This is a genomic window from Geobacillus sp. BMUD (assembly GCF_013096845.1).
GTDB classification, from domain to species: domain Bacteria; phylum Bacillota; class Bacilli; order Bacillales; family Anoxybacillaceae; genus Geobacillus; species Geobacillus vulcani.
This window is the reverse complement of record NZ_SDLA01000006.1, coordinates 105,205-125,605: the sequence shown is the minus strand read 5'-3', so window position 1 is coordinate 125,605 and position 20,401 is coordinate 105,205. Positions and strand designations below refer to the sequence as shown.

23 protein-coding genes and 1 riboswitch are annotated in these 20,401 nt (G+C 56.3%); of the genes, 20 read left to right on the top strand and 3 right to left on the bottom strand.

Annotated elements, in window-relative coordinates; translation table 11 throughout:
- The first annotated feature begins 85 nt into the window (after positions 1-85).
- The 17 genes from ETC05_RS09190 to ETC05_RS09110 all read left to right on the top strand — a co-directional run bounded on the left by ETC05_RS09190 (position 86) and on the right by ETC05_RS09110 (position 14,218).
- Positions 86-700, top strand: coding sequence for a PH domain-containing protein (locus ETC05_RS09190; protein WP_031408571.1), 615 nt, complete (start codon positions 86-88; stop codon positions 698-700).
- A gap of 260 nt (positions 701-960) precedes the next feature.
- A riboswitch (cobalamin riboswitch) is annotated at positions 961-1,159 on the top strand.
- 140 nt (positions 1,160-1,299) lie between these two features.
- Positions 1,300-2,259, top strand: coding sequence for an ABC transporter substrate-binding protein (locus ETC05_RS09185; protein ID WP_031408575.1), 960 nt, complete (start codon positions 1,300-1,302; stop codon positions 2,257-2,259).
- Complete coding sequence (locus tag ETC05_RS09180) at positions 2,246-3,280, top strand: FecCD family ABC transporter permease (RefSeq protein WP_031408577.1); 1,035 nt, start codon at positions 2,246-2,248, stop codon at positions 3,278-3,280. The genes ETC05_RS09185 and ETC05_RS09180 overlap by 14 nt, the downstream gene beginning before the upstream one ends.
- Positions 3,277-4,749 (top strand): adenosylcobinamide amidohydrolase, encoded by a 1,473-nt coding sequence (locus tag ETC05_RS09175; protein ID WP_031408580.1) that lies wholly within the window; start codon positions 3,277-3,279, stop codon positions 4,747-4,749. Before ETC05_RS09180 ends, ETC05_RS09175 begins: the two co-directional genes overlap by 4 nt.
- Positions 4,746-5,717 (top strand): adenosylcobinamide-phosphate synthase CbiB, encoded by a 972-nt coding sequence (gene cbiB / locus ETC05_RS09170; RefSeq protein WP_031408582.1) that lies wholly within the window; start codon positions 4,746-4,748, stop codon positions 5,715-5,717. Before ETC05_RS09175 ends, cbiB begins: the two co-directional genes overlap by 4 nt.
- Positions 5,674-6,750, top strand: a complete 1,077-nt coding sequence (gene cobD / locus ETC05_RS09165) for a threonine-phosphate decarboxylase CobD (protein ID WP_031408584.1) — start codon at positions 5,674-5,676, stop codon at positions 6,748-6,750. The genes cbiB and cobD overlap by 44 nt, the downstream gene beginning before the upstream one ends.
- Complete coding sequence (locus ETC05_RS09160; RefSeq protein WP_031408585.1) at positions 6,747-7,304, top strand: bifunctional adenosylcobinamide kinase/adenosylcobinamide-phosphate guanylyltransferase; 558 nt, start codon at positions 6,747-6,749, stop codon at positions 7,302-7,304. The genes cobD and ETC05_RS09160 overlap by 4 nt, the downstream gene beginning before the upstream one ends.
- Entirely contained in the window at positions 7,301-8,089 is a 789-nt protein-coding gene (locus ETC05_RS09155; RefSeq protein ID WP_031408587.1) for an adenosylcobinamide-GDP ribazoletransferase, read from the top strand. The genes ETC05_RS09160 and ETC05_RS09155 overlap by 4 nt, the downstream gene beginning before the upstream one ends.
- Positions 8,047-8,697, top strand: a complete 651-nt coding sequence (locus tag ETC05_RS09150) for a histidine phosphatase family protein (protein ID WP_031408589.1) — start codon at positions 8,047-8,049, stop codon at positions 8,695-8,697. The genes ETC05_RS09155 and ETC05_RS09150 overlap by 43 nt, the downstream gene beginning before the upstream one ends.
- The gene (locus ETC05_RS09145; protein ID WP_031408590.1) at positions 8,631-9,047 is read left to right on the top strand and encodes a bifunctional adenosylcobinamide kinase/adenosylcobinamide-phosphate guanylyltransferase; all 417 of its coding nucleotides are present in this window, start codon (positions 8,631-8,633) and stop codon (positions 9,045-9,047) included. The genes ETC05_RS09150 and ETC05_RS09145 overlap by 67 nt, the downstream gene beginning before the upstream one ends.
- A gap of 15 nt (positions 9,048-9,062) precedes the next feature.
- Positions 9,063-9,641 (top strand): cob(I)yrinic acid a,c-diamide adenosyltransferase, encoded by a 579-nt coding sequence (locus ETC05_RS09140; protein ID WP_171660867.1) that lies wholly within the window; start codon positions 9,063-9,065, stop codon positions 9,639-9,641.
- Positions 9,638-10,126: an ECF transporter S component gene (locus tag ETC05_RS09135; RefSeq protein WP_031408594.1), complete on the top strand. Its 489-nt coding sequence runs from the start codon at positions 9,638-9,640 to the stop codon at positions 10,124-10,126. The genes ETC05_RS09140 and ETC05_RS09135 overlap by 4 nt, the downstream gene beginning before the upstream one ends.
- Positions 10,119-10,835: an AIR synthase related protein gene (locus ETC05_RS09130; protein WP_031408596.1), complete on the top strand. Its 717-nt coding sequence runs from the start codon at positions 10,119-10,121 to the stop codon at positions 10,833-10,835. The genes ETC05_RS09135 and ETC05_RS09130 overlap by 8 nt, the downstream gene beginning before the upstream one ends.
- A 217-nt stretch (positions 10,836-11,052) precedes the next feature.
- Positions 11,053-11,598 (top strand): RNA polymerase sigma factor SigX, encoded by a 546-nt coding sequence (gene sigX / locus ETC05_RS09125; RefSeq protein ID WP_031408598.1) that lies wholly within the window; start codon positions 11,053-11,055, stop codon positions 11,596-11,598.
- Positions 11,576-12,694 carry a UDP-glucose 6-dehydrogenase gene (locus ETC05_RS09120; protein ID WP_171660866.1) on the top strand — a complete coding sequence of 373 codons (1,119 nt, stop codon included), beginning with the start codon at positions 11,576-11,578 and terminating at the stop codon, positions 12,692-12,694. The genes sigX and ETC05_RS09120 overlap by 23 nt, the downstream gene beginning before the upstream one ends.
- Before the next feature lie 296 nt (positions 12,695-12,990).
- A complete protein-coding gene (locus ETC05_RS09115; protein WP_031408602.1) occupies positions 12,991-13,803 on the top strand; it encodes a histidinol-phosphatase in 813 nt (270 codons plus the stop codon).
- Positions 13,804-13,852: 49 nt separating this feature from the next.
- On the top strand, positions 13,853-14,218 hold the full coding sequence (locus ETC05_RS09110) for a nuclear transport factor 2 family protein (protein WP_031408604.1): 366 nt from the start codon (positions 13,853-13,855) through the stop codon (positions 14,216-14,218).
- A gap of 42 nt (positions 14,219-14,260) precedes the next feature.
- Here ETC05_RS09110 and serA read toward each other — a convergent pair whose 3' ends face one another.
- The 3 genes from serA to ETC05_RS09095 all read right to left on the bottom strand — a co-directional run bounded on the left by serA (position 14,261) and on the right by ETC05_RS09095 (position 16,986).
- Complete coding sequence (serA, locus tag ETC05_RS09105) at positions 14,261-15,835, bottom strand: phosphoglycerate dehydrogenase (protein ID WP_031408606.1); 1,575 nt, start codon at positions 15,833-15,835, stop codon at positions 14,261-14,263.
- Positions 15,836-16,057: 222 nt separating this feature from the next.
- Positions 16,058-16,561: an inorganic diphosphatase gene (locus tag ETC05_RS09100; RefSeq protein WP_011231730.1), complete on the bottom strand. Its 504-nt coding sequence runs from the start codon at positions 16,559-16,561 to the stop codon at positions 16,058-16,060.
- A 176-nt stretch (positions 16,562-16,737) separates the two neighbouring features.
- Positions 16,738-16,986: a ferredoxin gene (locus ETC05_RS09095; RefSeq protein ID WP_011231729.1), complete on the bottom strand. Its 249-nt coding sequence runs from the start codon at positions 16,984-16,986 to the stop codon at positions 16,738-16,740.
- Between the two features lie 303 nt (positions 16,987-17,289).
- On the opposite strand from ETC05_RS09095, the gene ETC05_RS09090 reads away from it, so the two are divergent.
- The 3 genes from ETC05_RS09090 to ETC05_RS09080 are packed head-to-tail and all read left to right on the top strand — an operon-like array spanning position 17,290 to position 20,400.
- A complete protein-coding gene (locus tag ETC05_RS09090; RefSeq protein ID WP_171660865.1) occupies positions 17,290-18,336 on the top strand; it encodes a YpbB family protein in 1,047 nt (348 codons plus the stop codon).
- Entirely contained in the window at positions 18,324-19,847 is a 1,524-nt protein-coding gene (locus ETC05_RS09085; RefSeq protein ID WP_171660864.1) for a RecQ family ATP-dependent DNA helicase, read from the top strand. Before ETC05_RS09090 ends, ETC05_RS09085 begins: the two co-directional genes overlap by 13 nt.
- Positions 19,831-20,400 carry a CPBP family intramembrane glutamic endopeptidase gene (locus ETC05_RS09080; protein WP_031408612.1) on the top strand — a complete coding sequence of 190 codons (570 nt, stop codon included), beginning with the start codon at positions 19,831-19,833 and terminating at the stop codon, positions 20,398-20,400. Before ETC05_RS09085 ends, ETC05_RS09080 begins: the two co-directional genes overlap by 17 nt.
- Position 20,401 lies beyond the last annotated feature (1 nt).

Sequence of the window (20,401 nt, the reverse complement as noted above, 5' to 3'; positions counted from 1 at the left end):
CTCTGCCAAAACAACCTGCGTTGCTGCTCGTTGCGGAGCGGCGCGAGCCAATGAAAAATGGAAGGGGTCGGGGCGAGAAATGAGCATGTTTGGAAAAGTCGCGGCCGATGTGCTTGGATTGAGCGACATCGGTTCGGTCATTCAGCCGAAAGACTACGACAAAGTCGACGCCGATGATTACGTGATGCACGAGGATGGAGAAAAAATTTATTTCCTTATTAAATCGAAATCCGATGAGTATTGCTTCACCAACCGCGCGCTCATTCATCTGGACGGCACGAGTGCAACAAGCAAAAAACGGACGCTGCGCCGCTACGATTACTATAAGCATCCGATTTCCGACGTGTCGCTCGAGACGGCCGGAACGGTCGATTTGGACGCGGAAATCAAATTCAAAATCGGGTCGCACGCCTACTCGATTGATGTGCATAAAAAACATATCGAGGAACTGAAAGATTTGTATAAATCGCTGCTTGCGATCGCCGACATTTGCCGCGAAAATGAAATGAAGCTCGACTATGCCGAGCGGAGCCTCGAGCTGGCGACCAAGGTGTTTGCCAACATGCGCAGCGACGGCGCCAATGTGTCGGCTGATTTTCAGGCCGTGAATGAATACGCGTTTCGATGGCTGACGGAAGCGAAAAAGAACTATACGATGAAAGATTTCGGCTTTGTGTTTGAAAAATACATCGAGCAGTGAGGAGATGAAGCTTGCATTCGGGAAAGACGCCGGGCCAGAGGGGGGCGTCTTTCCTGTTTTTCAAAGGAGCGCATCGTTGCCAAACGGTGAAGGGTGCGAGAGTGGAGATAGGCAACGTGGCGGCGTTTTGTGACTTCATGCGGACACGAACGCTGAGCCGCCGCAAGGAGCGGCGCTTGCTTGTTGTCGCCCGGTCGCAAATTGATGGTTGTCAAATGATCGATGTTGCTTTAATATAAAAATGTCCATATCCGAATTATTTAGTCGATTCGCAGCAAGGTGCCGAAAAGGCTTAATAGGGAATCCGGTGGGAATCCGGAGCTGTCCCCGCAACTGTCAATGCGGACGAAATGAAATCGCCACTGTACGGACGGATGGCTTGCGCTGTTTTCCGTACGGGAAGGCTTCAGAGTAGGATGAAGCATGAGCCAGTAGACCTGCCTTGCTTGCCGCAGTTTCCGAATCTTCGGGGGGTGAGACGCGGAAACAGTCGCACAGGGCATTGTTGTGCCCATTGGCGGTCTGTTTCACGCTCATTCCCCGACCGGACGGAATGGGCGTTTTTTATTGTACATACATCACTGAAGGGGGAATGACGGATGAAGCGTTGGGCATGGCCGGCGGTGGTGGCGGTGTTCTTCTTTTTGGCTGCCGTGCTGGTCGGTTGCAGCAGCGGGGCGAACCATAACGCCGAGCCGGTGAAACAAAAGGAGCCGAAAACGGAACAAGCAGCGTTTCCGGTGACGGTGAAAGACGGGCTTGGGGAAGATGTCACCATCAAAGCGGAACCGAAAAAGATCGTCTCGCTCATCCCAAGCAATACGGAAATCGCCTATGCGTTGGGGTTGGGCGATAAGATCGTCGGCGTCAGCGATTTTGACAATTACCCTGAAGACGTCAAAACGAAAACGAAAATCGGCGGGATGGAATTTAATGTCGAGAAAATCATTTCCCTCAAACCGGATCTTGTCTTGGCTCATGCGTCAAGCGCCCATAACTCGCGCGATGGCCTGCAGCAATTGAAAGACGCCGGCATCACCGTGCTTGTCGTCAATGATGCGAAGTCGTTTGCTGATGTATATGCGTCGATTGAACTGATCGGCAAAGCGACGGGGACAGCGGACAAAGCGGAACAAATCATTCACGGCATGAAGGAGAAATTGACGCAAATCAAGGAAAAAGCAAAACAAATTCCAGCCGATAAGCAAGCGAACGTTTGGATTGAAGTGTCGCCGCCGCCGCAGCTGTATACGGCCGGCAAAGGGACGTTCATGGATGAGATGCTTCAAGTGATTTCAGCGAAAAACGTCGCCGGCGGCTTGGAAGGTTGGCCGATGGTGACGGAAGAAAAAGCGGTGGCCTATAAGCCGGATGTCATCATCACGACATACGGCGGGGCGAAGCAAGTGCTTGCGCGTCCCGCTTGGAAAGACGTGCCGGCGGTGAAAAACAAGCGGGTGTATGACGTCAACACCGACTTAGTGAGCCGCCCGGGCCCGCGCCTTGTTGAAGGGGTCGAGGAACTTGCCAAAGCCGTTTATCCGGATGTGTTCAAGTAAAACGCTGATGTACGCTTTGGCCGTTACAACGGCCGTCCTTTCGCTGCTCATAGGGATATCGACAGGATCGCTGTCGATTCCCTTTTCTTCTATTATTGGCATTCTCGCCGCCGAATGGTTCGGGGTGCCGCTTCCGTCTGACATTCCGGCCGATTGGGTGTCCATTGTCACGGCCATTCGCCTGCCGCGCGTCGTGCTCGCTTTTTTGGTTGGCGCTTCGTTGGCGCTTGCCGGGGCGGCGTTTCAGGGACTTTTGAAAAACGCGCTCGCCGACCCGTACACGCTCGGCGTTTCATCCGGCGCCTCGGTCGGGGCGGTGCTTGTCATCTTTCTCGGATGGCAATGGCCGCTCTTTGGCACGTTTACATTGCCAGTTGTCAGCATTTTATTTGGCATGGCGACGCTTGCCGCTGTCTTGGCGTTCACCCGCGCCGTCGAGCGGCGTATGTCGGTGGAGACGATCATTTTAGCCGGCATTATTTTCGGCGCGTTTTTCAGCGCCTTTATTTCGCTCATGATCGCCTTGACCGGAGAAGAATTGCGGCAAATCATCTCCTGGCTGATGGGGAGCGTGGCGATGCGCGGCTGGAAATACAGTGGATTGCTGTTTCCGTTTTTCCTCATCGGCGCCGTGGTGTTGATCGCCAACGGCCGCGAGTTGAACGCCTTTGCTTTTGGCGAAGCGGCGGCGCTTCATGTCGGTGTTGACGTTGCGCGCCGGAAAATCATCATTTTGACAGCGGCCGCGCTGCTCACCGGCGCGGCGGTGTCGGTGTCGGGAACGATCGGCTTTGTCGGGCTTGTCGTTCCGCATATGGTTCGGCTTGTTTGCGGGCCGAACTATCGGGTGCTCTTGCCGCTGTCACTCTTGTACGGCGGGGCGTTTCTTGTGCTTGCCGATGTGGCGGCGCGGACGATCATTGAGCCGCGCGAACTGCCGATCGGCGTCATTACGTCGCTCATTGGCGCTCCGCTGTTTGCAGTGTTATTTTTCCGAAAAACAAGGCGAAAGTTGGGATGATGATGCTCGAGGTGCGCGCCGTATCCCATCGATATGGGCAAAATCAAGTGCTGGATCATGTGACGTTTTCTGTGGAAAAGGGCGAAATATTCGGCATTTTAGGGCCAAACGGCAGTGGGAAGACGACATTGCTCAAGCTTATCAGCAAAGAGCTGCCGTTGACGAGCGGGGAGATTGTCATCGATGGCCGGCCGCTTTCGGCGCTGTCTGCGAAGCAATGGGCGCGGGTGGCTGCCGTCCTGCCGCAGACGGCGGAGGCGGCGCACGGCTATACGGTGAAAGAAACGGTGGCGCTCGGCCGCTACTCCCATCAGCGCGGCTTGTTTCCGGCGTGGACGAAAGAGGATGAAGCGGCGGTTCAAGAAGCGCTTGCCGCCGTCGGCTTGACCGATAAAATCGATGAGCCGCTTGAACGATTGAGCGGCGGGGAGCGGCAGCGCGCCTACTTAGCGCGTGCGCTCGCCCAAGAGCCACAGCTGCTCTTGCTGGATGAACCGACGAATCATATGGATGTGAGCGGGCAAGTCCGGCTTTTGGACCGGCTCACGGAGGCTGCGCGCGCCCGCGGTCTGACGGTCGTCGCCGTCTTTCATGATATGAACGTCGCTAGCTTATATTGCGACCGGGTGCTTGTGTTAAAAGAAGGAAAAACAGCGGCGCGTGGAACGCCGACAGATGTAATGCCGCCGACGCTGCTTTACGAAGTGTTTGCCGCGCCGATTGTGCGTTTGGCTCATCCGGCGGTGGCAAAGCCGACGTTTTCATTTGTACCGAAAGGGAAACAAGGAGAATCGCCGGCCGGGGGGTTGCGTTTGTCCTTTCTTGATGACGCCGCTGTTCTTGCCTCCTGCCAGCCGCTTCGCGTTTTGTCTTCCGCATTGATCGGTGCCGGGTTTCAATGGGCGACCCATTTTGTCAACCGTCAAGTCGGGTTGGATTACGATTGCGGCGATGCCGAAGGAGACATGCGCCGCTATTTGGAGCAGCACGGGTTTTCACCGGAACGGACGATCGGCATGATGACGGCGGTTGACGTTCGTGACGCTGTGTGGCTTCAAGAGGGAGAGGAAGCGTTTTCGGTTGCGGTCATGGCGACGGCGGGCGTCGGCAATGCGGTTGATGCCGCTCGGGCGTGGCAGCATCAGCCGCTTGCGGAAAGGCCGGGGACGATCAATATGGTGATTGTCATTGATGGGACGCTTACCGACGCCGCGTTCGTGCAAGCGGTCATGACCGCGACGGAAGCGAAGGCGAAAGCGCTCGCCGATCGTTCCGTTTGCGACTCAGAGACAGGGACGCTTGCCACCGGCACGTCGACCGATTCGCTCGCTGTGGCGGCGACGCAAACAGGGCGGACGTTTGCCTATGCTGGAACGGCGACGGAACTCGGGCGCGCGATCGGACGGCTCGTGTATGAAGCCGTAGCGGAGGCGCTTGATCGCTACAAGCGGCGGAGGGAGCAGCGATGATGCACTTGCTGGCCATGACGTTGGCTTTGCTGGTGGATGCGCTGCTTGGCGACCCGCCTTGGCTTCCGCATCCGGTGCGGGGCATGGGAACGTTGATTGCTTGGTTGGATCGGCATTGGAATCGGGGAACAAGGAGGCGGGTGAAAGGCGCGGGGGCCGTAGCAGCGGTTCTGGCTGTCGTTTACGGGTTGTCGGCGTTGGTCGTTTATACGGGCTACGCGCTGTCCGTATACGTAGGGGTGGCGGTCGAGGCGGCGCTCATTTTCACTGCCATTGCGGCAAAAAGCCTCGCTGAAGCGGCTGAAGATGTGCGCCGGCCGCTTGAAGCGGGCGATCTTCCTGAGGCGAGGCGGGCGCTGTCGATGATCGTTGGCCGCGACACTGAGCGGCTCAATGAGGCCGGCATCACCCGCGCCTGCGTCGAAACGGTGGCGGAAAATACGAGCGACGGCATCACCGCCCCGCTTTTTTACGCAGCCATCGGTGGCGCGCCGCTCGCCATGCTGTACAGGGCGGTGAACACGTGCGACTCGATGATCGGCTATAAAAATGAGAAGTATCGCGAATTTGGCTGGGCGGCCGCCCGGCTCGACGATGTGCTCAACTATATTCCAGCGCGGCTGACAGCGCTCGTGATGGTATTGGTCTTTGGCGGCCGCCGGCTTCGTTTGGCGTTGTCGATCTTGTTTCGTGATGCCCGCCGCCACCCAAGCCCGAACAGCGGTTGGCTCGAGGCGGCGATGGCCGGGCTGCTTGGGGTGCAGCTGGGTGGAACGAATACATATGGCGGTGTCGTCTCCGAGCGGCCGAAGCTTGGCAATCCGGATGTTCCACTGCACTCGAGTCATATTCGCCAGGCGGTCGGCATCATGATCGGAACGGTGCTTGTCTTTACGTTATGCCTATGGATCGGGGGGATGATCGTTGCGTTGGCCGGCGCATGGAGCGAATCCGCTTACGCTTTATGAGCAGTGTGGGCTGTCGGCTCCAAGTGAATATATCGATTTCAGTGTCAACACGAACCCATATCGGCTGCCGCCGTCGGCTTGGCCAGACGGCGGGGAGTGGGCTCGCTGGGCAGGCGAGTACCCGGATCCGGAAGCGAAGGCGATCAGAGAGCTTCTTGCCAAGCAAGAGCGGATTCGTCTGGAGCAAGTGTTGGTGACCAACGGGGCGGCGGAGGCGATTTATTTATTGGCTTCTATGTTCGCCGGCCGGCGCGTCGGCGTCTTGGAGCCGACGTTTTCCGAATACCGGCGCGCCAGCCTTGCCTATGGTTGTGAAGTATCATCGTTTATAGCCCATGAGCAGTACGGCTTTGCGTACGATATGGACCAAGCGGCGGCATGGGCGGCGGAGTGTGACGTCGTCTTTTTCTGTCATCCGAACAATCCGACAGGAACGGCGATGACGGAGCGGGAACTTCATGCGTTCATCGCCGCAGCGAACGATGCGGGGACGTATGTCGTTGTCGATGAAGCGTTCTATCCGTTTTGGCGCGGCGGATTTACAGCCGTGCAGTGGTTGGACCGCTATCCGCGCCTCATTGTGCTTCGATCGTTGACCAAGATTCACCATCTCGCTGGCGCGCGCCTCGGCTATGTGGCAGCGGCCGACGAGGCGGTGATCGCCTCATTGCAAACGCGCCAGCCGCCTTGGAGCACAAGCCGCATTGCACAACAACTGGCACTTCGCTTCGCCGTGATGGAATCGTTTGTGGAGTGGACGAAAGAACGAATCGCCGCCGAGAGGGAGCGAGTGTTTCGGTCGCTGCCGGCCGACCGGTATGCCGTCTCGCCGTCGGTCGTCAATTTTTACTTGCTGCGGCCGCTTTCCGGACGGACAGAGGATCTGTTTTTCTATTTATTGCGGCAAGGAATCGTTCCACGCCATACGATGAATTTCCCTGGATTGGACGGACGTTACGTGCGGCTTGCGGTCAAAACGCAGGTGGAAAACGACCGGCTGCTTGAGGCGCTTGCGGGGTGGAATGGGGGATGATGGTGTTTGTCAGCGGCGCTGTGCGCAGCGGCAAAAGTGAAGCAGCGGAAGCGTGCGCCATCCGACTTTCTGGCGGCGGTCGGCTTCACTATATGGCTGCCGCGCAGGCAGTGGATGATGAAATGAGGGAGCGCATTCGCCGCCATCAAGAGCGGCGCGCGGCGCAAGATGTGTGTTGGACGGTGTGGGAAGCCCCGTTCTCTTCTTGGGAGATTGCCGCTTCCCTGCGCCCTGATGATATCGTTCTTCTTGATTGCTTGACCGCTTGGCTCGCCCACGAGTTGTTCACTGGTGGCAATTGGAAAACAGACGCGGCCGCTCAAGCTGTTGCTTGCCGCATGCTCGATGAAGTGCGGGCTTGGGCGGATGCCTGCCGCGCGGTTGTGATCGTATCGAACGAGCTGTTTTCTGGGGGAGTTCCGGATAACCCCGGCACGTTTCGCTATATGAAAACGCTTGGTTGGCTTCACCAGCAACTCGTGGCGGAAGCGGCGGCCGCCGCGGTCGTTGAATGCGGTCTTCTCCGCGTGAAAAAAGGACGGTGGCCGAAATGAAGCTGGCATGGAACGGTTGGCTGTTGGCGCTGCAGCTGTTTACCATCATCCCCATCCGCCGTTCGATCGAATGGAACGCTGCCCATGTCCGTTGGCTTGTGCGCTGCATGCCGCTTGCGGGGGCGCTGATCGGGGCGTTTTCAGCCGGAGTGTACGCGCTCTTTTCTACATTTTCATTCGGTTCGCCGCTTGTTTGGTCGCTTTTTCTCCTTTGGTTCGGCATTTGGATGGCCGGTGGGCTGCATGCCGATGGGTTTATGGATGCAAGCGATGCGTTTTTTTCATATCGCGATGTGAAGCGGCGGCAAGAGATCATGTCCGATTCGCGCGTCGGCGCGTTTGCGGTGTTGTCGCTTATTTGTTTGTTGTCATTTCGTTGGCTGTTTCTGTACGAATCGCTTCAGGTAGGCGTTCCGCCGGCGCTGTTCGCCGCTGTTCCGCTGTTGTCGCGGGCTGGGGCTGCCTGGCTTCTTTCCGCCGGCAAGCTGGCCAAACCGACAGGAATGGCCGCATCGCTGCGCGAATATAGTTCATGGTGCGATGCTGTTTGGGCGCTTGGACTCGCTTTTGTCTTGCTTTTGCTTCTTTGTGCATTCACCGTCATTTCAGTGCAAACAGGGGCAGCGTTGGCCGCCGCGGTTGCCGTTTTGGCAGCGGCAGCGAAGCCGTGGGCGGAAAAACAGTTTGGCGGCATCACTGGAGATGTAATCGGGGCGTTTATTGAGGGGGGAGAGCTGCTGCTATGGGGCGTCATTTGGCTGTTACACTCATCCGTCATGGGATGACGGAACAAAATCGAAAGAGGGCGTATATCGGTTGGCTCGATGCGCCTCTTGCTGAAGGGGAGATCGCGCGGCTTGGCCGGTTGCGATGGGAGCCGCCTGAACCGGTGGACGTTGTGGTCACAAGCGACCGTTGCCGCTGTCGGGAGACGGTTGATTTGCTGTTCGGCGGACGCAGGGCGGATTGGTGCACCAGCCGCTGGCGCGAGCTTCACTTTGGCGTTTGGGAAGGCAAAACGTTTGCTGAGCTGGAAGCAGAGCCTGCCTATCAGCAATGGCTTGCGTCACCCTTTTCCGCGGCGCCGCCCGGCGGGGAGCGTTATGACGACTTTCAAGCGCGCATCCAACAGGCGCTTGCGGAGACGATTGCTTTCGCTGAGCGGACGGGCGCCCGTCATGTGGCGGTCATCACCCATGGCGGCCCGATTCGCCTCCTGCTCGAACAGTATGCGCCGGATGCCCGTTCGTTCTGGGAATGGACAGTGCCGTTTGCCGGCGGATATACGCTTGAATCGACGATCGAACGCTGGAAAGGGGGAGAGCGGTGCATTTCGTTGTCGGCGGTGCGTTTCAAGGAAAGGGAAAATGGGTGCAGCAACAGTACGGAATAAATGATGGCGTTCATATTGTATGGCAGAACGGCTATTTGGAGCCATACGGGCCGCCGGGCGGCATCCCAACGGCCAAAACAGTTGTTTTTGACGGATTGGAAGCCGCCATCCGCCTCCGGCCGGACGTTAAAGAGTGGGAAGCGTATTTTCGCGCTTGGCGACAGTGGGAAGAAGCCGAGCCGGGCCGCACGGTCGTCTGGATCGGCACCGATGTGACGCAAGGCGTCGTTCCGGTTGACCCACAAGAGCGGCGCTGGCGCGACGCAGTGGGAATGTGCTATCAGCAGCTTGCTTCCATGTGCTGTCGCGTCGATCGGGTTTGGTGCGGACTTTCGGAACGATTGAAATAAAGGGGGAGAGGACAAATGAAATTGTATACGCGAACGGGAGACAAAGGAAAGACGAGTTTAATTGGTGGACGCGTTGACAAAGACCATTTGCGCGTCGAGGCGTACGGGACGATCGATGAGGCGAATTCGTTCATCGGCTGGGCGCTTGCACTGCTTGCTGACGATGAGCGATTTCGCGACCTTTACGCCGAGTTGCAGAAAATTCAGCATGAACTGTTTGACTGCGGCGGCGACTTAGCCATCGTCAACGGCAAGATTCCGTATAAAGTGACCGAGGAGATGGTCACATTTTTAGAAGAGCGCATTGATGCGCACGTGCAAGAGGCCCCGCCGCTGCAAAAATTCATTTTGCCGGGCGGATCGAAGGGGGCTGCGGCGCTTCATATGGCGCGCACGGTGGCAAGGCGGGCGGAGCGCTGCATCGTTTCTTTGCAAAAAGCCGAGCCGATCAACGACGTTGTTCTAAAATATATGAACCGCCTGTCCGACTATTTGTTCGCCGCTGCCCGGGTCGTGAACGCCCGCTTAGGGGTGAAGGACATCGAGTATGAGCGGAGCGCCATCGTGTTTCGCGACAAGGAGGAGAAGCAATGAGCCGCCGCTTGGCTTGGACAGCCGTTTGTTTAGCGCTTTCGGCGATTGGATCGTTCATCAAGCTGCCGACGTTTGTCGGCAGCATCGCTTTGGACAGCGCACCAGCGCTTGTCGCCGCCGTGGTTCTTGGCCCGCGCGCCGGAGCGGCGGTCGCTGGACTGGGGCATTTGGTTTCGGCGTTGATCGGCGGTTTTCCGCTCGGCTTGGTTCATTGGTTTGTTGCTCTTGAGATGGCGGGGCTTGGCGCCCTGTTCGCCGTGTTGCATCGGCGGGGATGGAAAATCGGCAGCGCTGTCGTCTTTTTCATCGGCAATGCGTTTTTGGCGCCGCTGCCACTTGCCGTTTCGTTCGGCTGGCCGTTTGTTTTTGCCGTCATTCCGCCGCTTTCGGCAGCCGCAGCGGTCAACGTGTTGATCGCAGCAGCCATCATGCCGATTGTCGTCCGGTTGGCGGCGAAAGCGGGGGTGAAGGCGCCGCATGCGTGATGTGCTTTTCCTTCCGTTTGCCGACGGCATGGAACTCGCCGTTGCGGCCGACGGTTCGGCGGCGATCGGGGACAAGCCGGGCGATGTGGTGTCCGTCCCGGTGGATGTTGTCGCGTATTTTTCCGCCCGCGTCGCCTTGATGGAGCTGTTGAGCGTCGGGGCGGAAGCGAGGGCGGCCGTGCTGCAAAATTTCATTGCCGACGACCGCTGGGAAGCCCTTTGCCGCGGCGTTGAGCGAGCATGCCGAGAGCTGGCTCTTTCCCTCCCGATCACCGGGAGTACGGAATCCAACTTTCCAACCGTTCAGTCGGCGCTTGGCGTGACGGCGCTCGGGACGGTGGCCAACGAACGGAAGCGGATCGGCATTACGCCGGAGACGGCGAAGTTTGCCGTCATCGGCCGACCGCTCGTCGGGGCTGCTGTGTTGGCCCGGCCCGAATGGGTGCTGCCGCTTTCCCTTTTCGCCGAGCTGATTGTTTCGCCCCATGTGTATGAGCTCGTGCCGGTCGGATCGAAAGGCGTTTTTTACGAATGGACAGAGCTTTTGGCTGCCAATCGCCTCCGCTTTCGCAGTTGTTCGTGTCCGCTGTCGCTTTTTTCATCCGGGGGACCGGCAACCGCTGTGCTGATCAGCTATGACCCAGCCGGCGAATGGAAGCTGAAACAGCAGGCCGGACCGCTCTTTTTTCCGCTGTTTGCCGAGCGGTAGCCATGTGCCCATTTCCGTTCAAAAAGTGGTTTTCTTTTTCATCGTCACCCGTTATCATGAAGATAATGGGATTTTTTTTGGCTGGGCTGTCGATCCAAACAAGGCGGGAGGGAAGGCAATGCCGCCGCTTTCGCGAAAAAAGAGCAGCAGGGGCAGCCCGATGATCAAAAGCAGATGAATGGCCGCGGTCCATAGGGAAGATAGGGGGAGAGAAACGATGGACCCCGTCTTTGAGCAGTTGTATGAAAAATATCACGATGACTTGTTTAATTTTTTGTTTTACATGGTGCGGAATCGAGAGCAGGCCGAGGATTTAGTCCAAGAAGTATACGTAAAAGTGCTTCGCTCATATAAGCGGTTTCAAGGGCAATGCAGCGAAAAAACGTGGCTGCTGTCCATTGCGCGCCATGTGGCCATCGATTTTTTCCGCAAGCAAAAGCGACGGCGCCAATGGGCCAATGCGCCGGAGTGGAGTGAGGAGCACATCGGCGTCGACGAGCCGATGCCCGAGGAAATTGCGATTCAAAAAGAGGAAATTCAGCTCATGTATCGCTGCTTAGCGCGTTGCACCGTTGATCAACAGCTTGTGCTCATTCTCCGGTTCATTCAGTCGCTGTCCATTGCCGAGACAGCAGCGGCGCTTGGCTGGACGGAAAGCAAGGTGAAAACAACGCAGCACCGCGCGCTAAGAGCGCTGAAACACTATATGGAAGAAGAGGCGGAACGAGGGGGGTGGCGGCGTGAAAAAGCTCAATGGGAATGAGCGATGCATCGAGCATGACCTTGAACAGCTGCCCATCATCAAAGACCGGCGCACAAAGGAGGAAGTGTATGCCCAGCTGGCGCGCGCCCAGCGGCTGGAGCGCTGGAAACGGCGCTGGCTTCCAGCGGCCGCATCGGCGGCCGTGCTTGCAGCGTCGGTTTATGCTGGCACGCATTTCGCCGTTCCAAAACGCGCGGACAACAATGAGGCTTTGTCATTCTCTGTTCAGACGCTGCAGGCCGATCAAGTTTCTTCCCATTCGAAAACGATGATCGCCGCCGAAACAGCTTTGCCGGCTGCGATCGAATCAGGAAATGTGATGATTGTCGCTCTGCCTGATGGCCGCATCGGCCGCGTCGTGCCGGTGGCCGTGCCTCTTCTGGGGCGTCTTGCTCCGGCAGAGCGGCTGCCCGCGGCGCTGCGACAGCTTGACCGCGCTCCATTTAAGCAAGCGGCGGCATGGTTTGAAGGCGTGAAGATGACCCCAGCGGCCGGCGATGGGAGCGTATGGTTCGTGCGCGTCCCGGATGGCCATCGTGTATTTGCTGCCGGCCATAAGGAGCAACGTCTTTTTTTGGAAGCGGTCATGGAAACAGTGCGGCAAATGGGCGGGCGGAGCATTCGCTTTTTCACAAGAGAGGAAGAAGGACTTGATTTACCGGTGTTTGGGCGTCTAAGAACGACAAAAATCAGCCAGCAGAAGCGCATATACTATCAAAACCGCTTTTCCTCCTTCGGCCATGCGGTGCTCATTCCAACGCCAAGCAACGCCCGTTCGTTCTCCGAGGCGTTGCAACAGATGAAAAAATCGGCCCCCTCAGGGCTTGAATCCGTCATTCCGCGCGGAGTGGAAGTGGGGTCAGTTGATGTTGACGGGCGTCATGCGGCTGTTCGTCTTCATGTTTCCACCCTGCCGAGTGCGGATGAAGCGGCGTGCATGGCAGAGGCGGTGCTGTTGACAGCAAAAGAGTTTGGCTTGCTTGACGCGACCTTCGAGGCATCCGGCTTATCGTTTCTCGGACCGTATCCACTCGGGGAGCGGATCAACGTGCCCAGCGGCCCGAACGCCGCTCTGCTGATGGCATCCAGCCCATAGTCGCCTGTTCGTGCCTTGGCTGTCTTTTGTTTTGTTACAGTTTTGTAAATGTCTCTGTCACGCTGTTCTATCGGTGATGGTTTTGACATAAGACATAGATGGCGCAAAGAAGAGGAGGGATGGAGCATGGAAGATATGGTAACGCGGCTTTTGGCGGTCGCCGGCGTAGCGGCATGCGTCGGGCTGTTGTTTCTCGTCGGGGCCAACGGATGATTGGATGAATATTCGCAAAACGGTTGTCCTTTCTTGCGGCAATGCGTTATAATGAGAAAAACAGCAGGAGAGGAGAAACGCCGATGTTGACCGATTACCACAACCATTTGGAACGCGGGACGCTGACGCTTGATTATTTGCGCCAGTTCACTGACGAAGCGGCGAAAAAAGGCATTCAGCATTTCGGCATTTCCGAACATGCGTACCATTTCTATCAAACGAAAAACATTTTGTCCAACCCATGGGTCGAAGCGCGCCGGTGCTACGATATGGCTGATTACGTCCGGCTGTTCCACGAAGCGTGGGATGCAGGCATCGATGTGAAAATGTCGATTGAAATGGACTATACGCCGGGCAAACATGAGGAGATGGCTGCTTTCATCCGTTCGTACGAGTTTGACTATGTCATCGGTTCGATCCATTGGGTCGACGATTTCGGCATCGATTTAGTCGAGTACCGCCACGAGTGGGAGCGGCGCGATTTGTATGATACATATCGCAAATATTTCGATCAGGTCGTTACGCTTGCCGAGTCAAATTTGTTTGATATTATCGGCCACCTCGATTTAGTGAAAATTTTTCAATATGTTCCAGAAGATGAGGAATTTTTGCTTGAACAATATGACCGAGCGACAACCGCGCTGGCCAATTCGAAAACGTGCGTGGAAATCAGCACCGCGGGGTTGCGCAAGCCGGTTGGCGAACTGTATCCGGATCCGCGCTTGTTGAAAATGTGCTATGACAAAGGCATTCCAATCGTGTTATCGTCCGATGCGCACGTGCCTGAACATGTCGGCGCCGATTTTGACAAAGCGGTTGAACTCGCCCGCAGCATCGGCTATACCGAGCTCATGACGTTCTCGAAAGGCGAGCGGAAGGCGGTGCCGCTCGGTTAGCTGCACTTGGCGCTTAAGAAAATAGTGTGCTTGAGAGGAGAGCGGACCGATGGAAGGGGCGAAAGCAATGGATTTGCAGAAGCACTTATATGCCCTCGAACGGCGGCTGTTAGAGCCGGGTGTGCGCACATCGCCAGCGGAGCTCGACGCGCTGTTGGCGGACGATTTTTTTGAGTTTGGCAGCTCCGGAAACGTCTGGTACAAACACGATAGTGTCGAAGGCGGCGGACTTTCGGTACGGCGCATGACGATTTCCGATTTTGCGATACATCCTTTAGCAGATGGGGTGGTGTTGGCGACATATCGCCTCCACGATGAAACCAGGGGTCAGCTCACGCTGCGCAGCTCGATTTGGAAGCACATCGACGGAAGGTGGCAGCTGTTTTTCCATCAAGGCACGATCACGAACCAGTAAAAAGGAGAACGGGATGCCCCGTTCTCCTTTTCTATGACTTTGTTATACTTCGATTTTTTTCGCCGCTTCAATGTCTTCGATGTTAACGAGCAATTCGAGCAGTTCGTCATCAAGTGGCTTGTCGAGCGACAGCATCATGATCGCCTTGCCGCCCACCTGTTGCCGCCCGACTTGCATGGTGGCGATGTTGACATCGTGCGCCCCCAACACGTTCCCGACTTTGCCGATCATTCCCGGCCGGTCTTGGTGCTGAATGTACAACAGATGTCCTTCTGGGGCAAAGTCGATGGCGACGCCGTCAAAGTGGACGATGCGGTCGCCATAGTTCGGCACGTGCGTTCCTTTGATGGTGAACGTTTTGTTTTCACCGTGGACGGTGAGGGAAATGCAGTTCGCATAGCCGTGCGTTTCATCGGAAAATTTTTCGCCGTATGTGATGCCGCGTTCTTTGGCGATCATGGCGGCGTTCACCTCGTTGACCGTTGAGGCGACGCGCGGCCGCAGGAAGCCGGCAAGCAGGCTGCGGGTGATGTACGTCGTCTCGAGATCGGCGACCGTGCCGGCGTAGGTGACCGACAGCTCTTGCACCGGGATGTTCATAAACTGCGAGGCGATCAAGCCGAGCTTCCGGCCTAAATGATAGAATGCTTGAATTTTTTCATAGACGTCTTTCGACAACGCCGGCAAGTTGATCGACGAGGTGACCGGCCGTCCTTCAAAAAAGTGGAGCAGCTCTTCGGCGACTTGGGTGGCGACGTTCAGCTGCGCTTCGACGGTTGACGCCCCTAAATGCGGCGTGACGATCACATTGTCAAACGAAAGCAGCGGATGATCGCCCGGCGGCTCTTGTTCAAAGACGTCGAGGGCGACGCCGGCGACATGGCCGTTTTCCAAAAACGGAATGAGCGCTTGTTCGTCGATGATGCCGCCGCGGGCGCAGTTGATCAAATAGACGCCCCTTTTCGTTTTCGCCAAGTTTTCCGCGCCAAGCAATCCGCGCGTTTCTTTCGTGAGCGGTGTGTGAACGGTGATGATGTCAGCCACGGCCAGCACTTCGTCAAGCGAGTGAATCGAAACGCCGAGTTTTTCGGCCCGATCTTTTGTTAAAAACGGGTCGTACACGTGCACGCTCATGCCAAAGGCGCGCGCCCGTTTGGCGACTTCCGAACCGATGCGGCCGAAGCCGATGATGCCCAATTTCTTGCCAAACAGCTCATTGCCGACAAACGCGGAGCGGTTCCACTCTCGGGATTTGACGGAAATGTGCGCCTGCGGGATGCGGCGGACAAGCGCGGCCATCATGGCAAAGGTATGCTCGGCGGCCGAAATCGTATTGCCGTTTGGCGCATTGATGACGACGATGCCGCGTTTCGTCGCTGCATCGACATCAATGTTGTCGACGCCCACTCCGGCGCGGCCGATAATTTTTAAGTTCGGCATCTTTTCCAATAGTTCTTCGGTCACTTTGGTGGCGCTGCGCACGAGCAAAGCGTCAAATGTGTGCAATTCCTCTTCCGCTTCGCTCACTTTCTTTTGCACGATGTCAATGTGCGCCGATGCGCGGAGCGGCGCCAGCCCCTCTTCGCTGATGGCGTCAGAAACGAGTACGCGAAACACAGTAGGTGCCCCTTTCTGTTTCAAGGATGTTAAATTTCTGATAATTTAACACGGGAAAGCGGTTTCTGTCAATGGGGGAAAAAGAAGTCATACAAATGAAAACGTTTTTTTTGATCAAAAATGTTCGGGTTTGGAAAAAGAAAAGCGCCCATATCAAACGATATGGGCAAAATTGTTCGGAAATAGAAAAACGGCGTCTGGCGAAATGAGGTGTTGAACGGATTACTTGTTTTTCTGCTCGTTGTAGCGGGCGATGCATTCATCGATCAATTTGGCTGCCGCTTCCGGGCCTTCCCATGTGCCGATTTCCGTCCGCTTGCCTTGCAGGTCTTTGTAGCGTTCAAAGAAGTGGGCGATCTCTTTCAGTTTGTGCTGCGGAAGGTCTTCAATCGATCTCACTTCGTCAAAGCGTGGATCTTCGACCGGAACGCCGATCAATTTTGCATCTTCTTCACCGCTGTCGACCATGTTCAAATAGCCGATGACGCGCGTGTCGATGACGCAGCCCGGGAACGTCGGGTTCGTTGTGATGACCAAAATGTCGAGCGGGTCGCCATCCAGCGCCAATGTATTTTGCAAATAGCCATATTCGGCCGGATAAAACATCGGTGAATACAAGACGCGATCGAGCTTGAAAATGCCCCGCTCTTTGTCGAATTCGTATTTGTTTTGGCTTCCGGTTGGAATTTCGATAAACGCTTCGACAATTTTATTTTCGAATGCCATAACCCGTTCCTCCTTTGTTGGTTATGTATACATGAAAACTTGTCCACCCTAGCAGGCGAGGCGGACAAGCCAATCTTATTGTAGCACGTTCGCCCAAGATGCGCCACTTGTGATAGGCCATTTTTTCACGCTTGCATCAAAAAACCCCTCTTGCCGCCAAGGCAAGAGGGGGAATGTCAGTCGAATTTATTCGGATCGCCGTCAAACGGCTCGTCAGCGACTTTAATCGACTCGGTCGGACAGCCTTCGAAGGCGTCCATCATATCGTCAATCAAAATCTCCGGCACTTCGACGATGCCTTGGTTGTCATCGAGGGTGACGTAGGCAATGCCGTCCTCGTCGTAGTCGTAAATGTCCGGAGCGGCGGCGCCGCAAGCTCCGCAGGCGATGCAAGTCTCTTTATCCACAATCGTATACTTTGGCATAAAAATCGAACCTCCTCAAGTTTATTGGAAACGGACGGGCCATCTCCGTGTTGCCTGCTCGGAAATGAACTTTCACTTTTATAATAAGACCGTACGGCCGGCTTTTCAATAAAAAAATCGCTCTCCTGTATTTTTACACATATGCATCTTCTTTAACACATTCACCGAGAAGTCTCCCACCTCGAAATGGAATGTAGGTGGGAGAGGTTCATTTTTGTTATCATGTGGTGGAAATGTCAACGACGCGATTTTTTGCCGATTGGCCCGCTTTTTTTGCTACAATAAAGGCAGGGAGGAAGGGCCATGCAGCACAGTTATGCGTCGTTTTTGCTTGCCTGGTGTCTTCGCCAGTTTCGCGGCGAACGGACGCTGGCGGCGGCGTATCATTTATTTTCGGGAAAAAAATCGGCGCAGACGCTCCAAGACAGCAAATGGTTTCAGCTTGAGCCACTGTTTGGCACATGGAAGAATGTGACGATGGCAGCGCTCGAGGAGGCGGCAATGGCGCTTGTCGAACAGCGATTCGCTTTATCCGAGGAACAGCGGACATACACGTTGACCGCGGCAGGGGAAGAATGGCTTGCCGAGCAAGCGACGCTTTTCCCCCGCCATCTGAACGGCTGGCGCTATCATGAGGTGGAACCGCTGTTTTGGCAGCGTCTTTCCTTGATCGGGCAGACATTGTCAAACCTCGTCTATGGGCGGCGTTTTGCACCGATTTGCCGCGACGAGCGGACGCTTCAATGGGTGAAGCAATACTTGCTTGCCAAAGGATCGCGCCAGATGTTGACCGAGGCGCTGTATCAGGAGCTCATCCGGCTGCTTGAGGCGGTTTCGGAAGAGGCGGCGGCGATCTTTACGCTGCGTTTGACGAGCGCGGTCCGCATCGGTTGGACGATGGAGCAAATCGCGGCCCATTTGAAAAAAGACGCGCTCTACGTGCAGTTTCAATTCCGCAACGTGCTCCATTACATCATGGCGGAAGCTGAGGCTGGACGCGCTTCGATGATGGCCGAATTGATGAGCGGGCTGGCGCCGGCGGTGCTGACACAATCGGCGCAAAAAACGTACGAATGGCTGCGGAAAGGAAAAACGATGGAAGATATTGCCGCGCTTCGCCGCTTGAAGCGAAGCACGATTGAGGATCACCTTGTCGAAATCGCTGCCAATGTGCCCGGTTTTTCGATCGCCCCGTTTGTCGATGATGAAAAGGCGGCGGCCATTCGAGCGGCGGCGCAGGCGCTCAGGACGCGGAAATTGAAAGAGATTCGCGAGGCGCTTGATGGCAAGGTAAGCTATTTTGAAATTCGGCTCGTGTTGGCAAAGGAAGTGGGACGTTGGACGAGTTGACGAAAACGCTGCATACGCAGTTCGGACATGCTTCATTCCGTCCGGGGCAGCGGGAAGTGGCGGAAGATGTGCTTGCTGGGCGTGACGTGCTGGCGATGCTGCCGACCGGAAGCGGCAAGTCGCTCTGCTATCAGCTGCCAGCGTATTTGCTTCAAGGCAGTGTGCTGATCGTTTCACCGCTTGTGTCGCTCATGGAGGACCAAGTCGAGCAGCTGCGCCGGCGCGGGGAAAAGCGAGTGATTGCTTTTCACAGCCTGCTTGATGCTGAAGAAAAATGGCAGGCGCTGGCCTCGCTTGAAACATTTCGTTTTATTTATGCGTCGCCGGAGATGCTGCAGTCGGCCAAATTTTTAACGGCGCTTCGGCGCGTATGCATTTCGCTTTTTGTCGTTGATGAGGCGCACTGCATTTCTCAGTGGGGATATGACTTTCGCCCGGACTTTTTAAAGCTTGGGGAGATCCGGCGCGCACTCGGGACTCCGCCGTGTTTGGCGTTGACGGCGACGGCGCCGCCCGAGGTGCAGGAGGATATTATTCGCACGCTTGGGATGGATGGCGCCCGCCGCCATATTCATTCCGTCGACCGTCCGAACATCGCCTTGTGCGTGAAGCATTGTTCATCAACGGAGGACAAAGCGGTGCGTTTGACCGATTATGCCAAGCGTCTCGAAGGCCCGGGAATCATTTATTTTTCGAGCCGTCAATGGGCGGAACAGATGGCGCGCCAGCTCGAACAGTGCGGCGCGGGGCGAGTCGCCTATTACCATGCCGGCATGGACGGGGAGCAGCGGTTGCTCGTACAGCAACAGTTTTTATATGACCAGCTGGACATCGTTTGTTGCACAAGCGCATTCGGCATGGGCGTGAACAAAGAAAACGTCCGGTTTGTGTTTCATTTTCATATGCCGGCCCAGCTCGAGGCGTACGTGCAGGAAATCGGGCGTGCGGGGCGTGACGGAGCGCCAAGCCTTGCTGTGTTATTTTATGCGGACGGCGACCGGGCCATTGCCCAGGCGGTGGCGGAGGCGGAGCTGCTAAGTCCGCGCGGGCTGCGTGAGTGGTGTCGGCGGCTGCCGGAAGGAGCAGGATGGGAAGCGGCGATGGCGGCGCTCGAGGATGCCGGATTCACCGACATACAAAAGCGGTTGTTGGCGTATTTTTTAGAACAGGGACAACGAGCGATGCCTGGTTGGCTGACAGCGGAGGCGAAAGAGCGGCTGTACGGCAAGATGGCAGCCGCCATCGAGGTGCGGCGGCGCTGGAAGCGGAAAAAACTGCAGGAAATGGATGCATGGGTACACTTGTCTTCGTGCCGGCGTCAGGCGCTTGTCCGCGCGTTTGGACAGGAGTTGACGGGTCGGCGGGATGTCTGCTGCGATCGCTGCGGGCTATCGCTTGACGGCTATGAACGAGCCGTCCGCCGTCCGGAGGCGGCGCCGGTTCGCCATTGGCGCGAGGAGTTATGGGACATGCTTTTTGGCGAGGGACGGACGAATGAAGCGGCAAAGTGAACAAATCCAGCAGATGACGGAGCGCGAGGTGCTTTTTCACCTTTATGTCACGCAAGGGTTGCTGCTTCTTGCCGCCGGCGGCTGTTCGCTCTTTTTGTTCGATGGGGCGGAGTGGCGCCGGCTTTGGCGGTTTGATCTCACCGATGTGCTGTTATACGGAGCGGGCGGGGCGGCGCTCGTGCTGGGAGTCGATTTTTTGGCCATGCGCTATTTGCCGGATGATTGGCATGACGACGGCGGGGTGAACGAAAAAATATTCCGCGGCCGCTCGATTCCGCATCTCTTTTTTTTATGCGCGCTCATCGCTGCGACGGAAGAATGGCTGTTTCGCGGCGTTGTGCAGACACATTGGGGGGTTTGGGCGGCAAGCGTCGTGTTTGCCTTGTTGCATGTTCGATATTTGGAAAAATGGTTTTTGTTTCTCATGGTGATGCTTGTCAGTTTGTTTCTCGGCATGTTGTATGAGCAAACCGGAAGCTTATGGGTGACCATCACCGCGCACTTTTTGATCGATTTCGTGCTTGCGTTGCATATTCGGTCGGGAGAGGAGTGAA

Bases quoted from the DNA above. Each gene is read 5' to 3' on its own strand.
- ETC05_RS09190 (WP_031408571.1), top strand. From the start codon at position 86: ATGTTTGGAAAAGTCGCGGCCGATGTGCTTGGATTGAGCGACATCGGT.
- ETC05_RS09185 (WP_031408575.1), top strand. From the start codon at position 1,300: ATGAAGCGTTGGGCATGGCCGGCGGTGGTGGCGGTGTTCTTCTTTTTG.
- ETC05_RS09180 (WP_031408577.1), top strand. From the start codon at position 2,246: ATGTGTTCAAGTAAAACGCTGATGTACGCTTTGGCCGTTACAACGGCC.
- ETC05_RS09175 (WP_031408580.1), top strand. From the start codon at position 3,277: ATGATGATGCTCGAGGTGCGCGCCGTATCCCATCGATATGGGCAAAAT.
- cbiB (WP_031408582.1), top strand. From the start codon at position 4,746: ATGATGCACTTGCTGGCCATGACGTTGGCTTTGCTGGTGGATGCGCTG.
- ETC05_RS09160 (WP_031408585.1), top strand. From the start codon at position 6,747: ATGATGGTGTTTGTCAGCGGCGCTGTGCGCAGCGGCAAAAGTGAAGCA.
- ETC05_RS09155 (WP_031408587.1), top strand. From the start codon at position 7,301: ATGAAGCTGGCATGGAACGGTTGGCTGTTGGCGCTGCAGCTGTTTACC.
- ETC05_RS09150 (WP_031408589.1), top strand. From the start codon at position 8,047: ATGGGGCGTCATTTGGCTGTTACACTCATCCGTCATGGGATGACGGAA.
- ETC05_RS09140 (WP_171660867.1), top strand. From the start codon at position 9,063: ATGAAATTGTATACGCGAACGGGAGACAAAGGAAAGACGAGTTTAATT.
- ETC05_RS09135 (WP_031408594.1), top strand. From the start codon at position 9,638: ATGAGCCGCCGCTTGGCTTGGACAGCCGTTTGTTTAGCGCTTTCGGCG.
- ETC05_RS09130 (WP_031408596.1), top strand. From the start codon at position 10,119: ATGCGTGATGTGCTTTTCCTTCCGTTTGCCGACGGCATGGAACTCGCC.
- sigX (WP_031408598.1), top strand. From the start codon at position 11,053: ATGGACCCCGTCTTTGAGCAGTTGTATGAAAAATATCACGATGACTTG.
- ETC05_RS09115 (WP_031408602.1), top strand. From the start codon at position 12,991: ATGTTGACCGATTACCACAACCATTTGGAACGCGGGACGCTGACGCTT.
- ETC05_RS09110 (WP_031408604.1), top strand. From the start codon at position 13,853: ATGGAAGGGGCGAAAGCAATGGATTTGCAGAAGCACTTATATGCCCTC.
- ETC05_RS09100 (WP_011231730.1), bottom strand. From the start codon at position 16,561: ATGGCATTCGAAAATAAAATTGTCGAAGCGTTTATCGAAATTCCAACC.
- ETC05_RS09095 (WP_011231729.1), bottom strand. From the start codon at position 16,986: ATGCCAAAGTATACGATTGTGGATAAAGAGACTTGCATCGCCTGCGGA.
- ETC05_RS09090 (WP_171660865.1), top strand. From the start codon at position 17,290: ATGCAGCACAGTTATGCGTCGTTTTTGCTTGCCTGGTGTCTTCGCCAG.
- ETC05_RS09080 (WP_031408612.1), top strand. From the start codon at position 19,831: ATGAAGCGGCAAAGTGAACAAATCCAGCAGATGACGGAGCGCGAGGTG.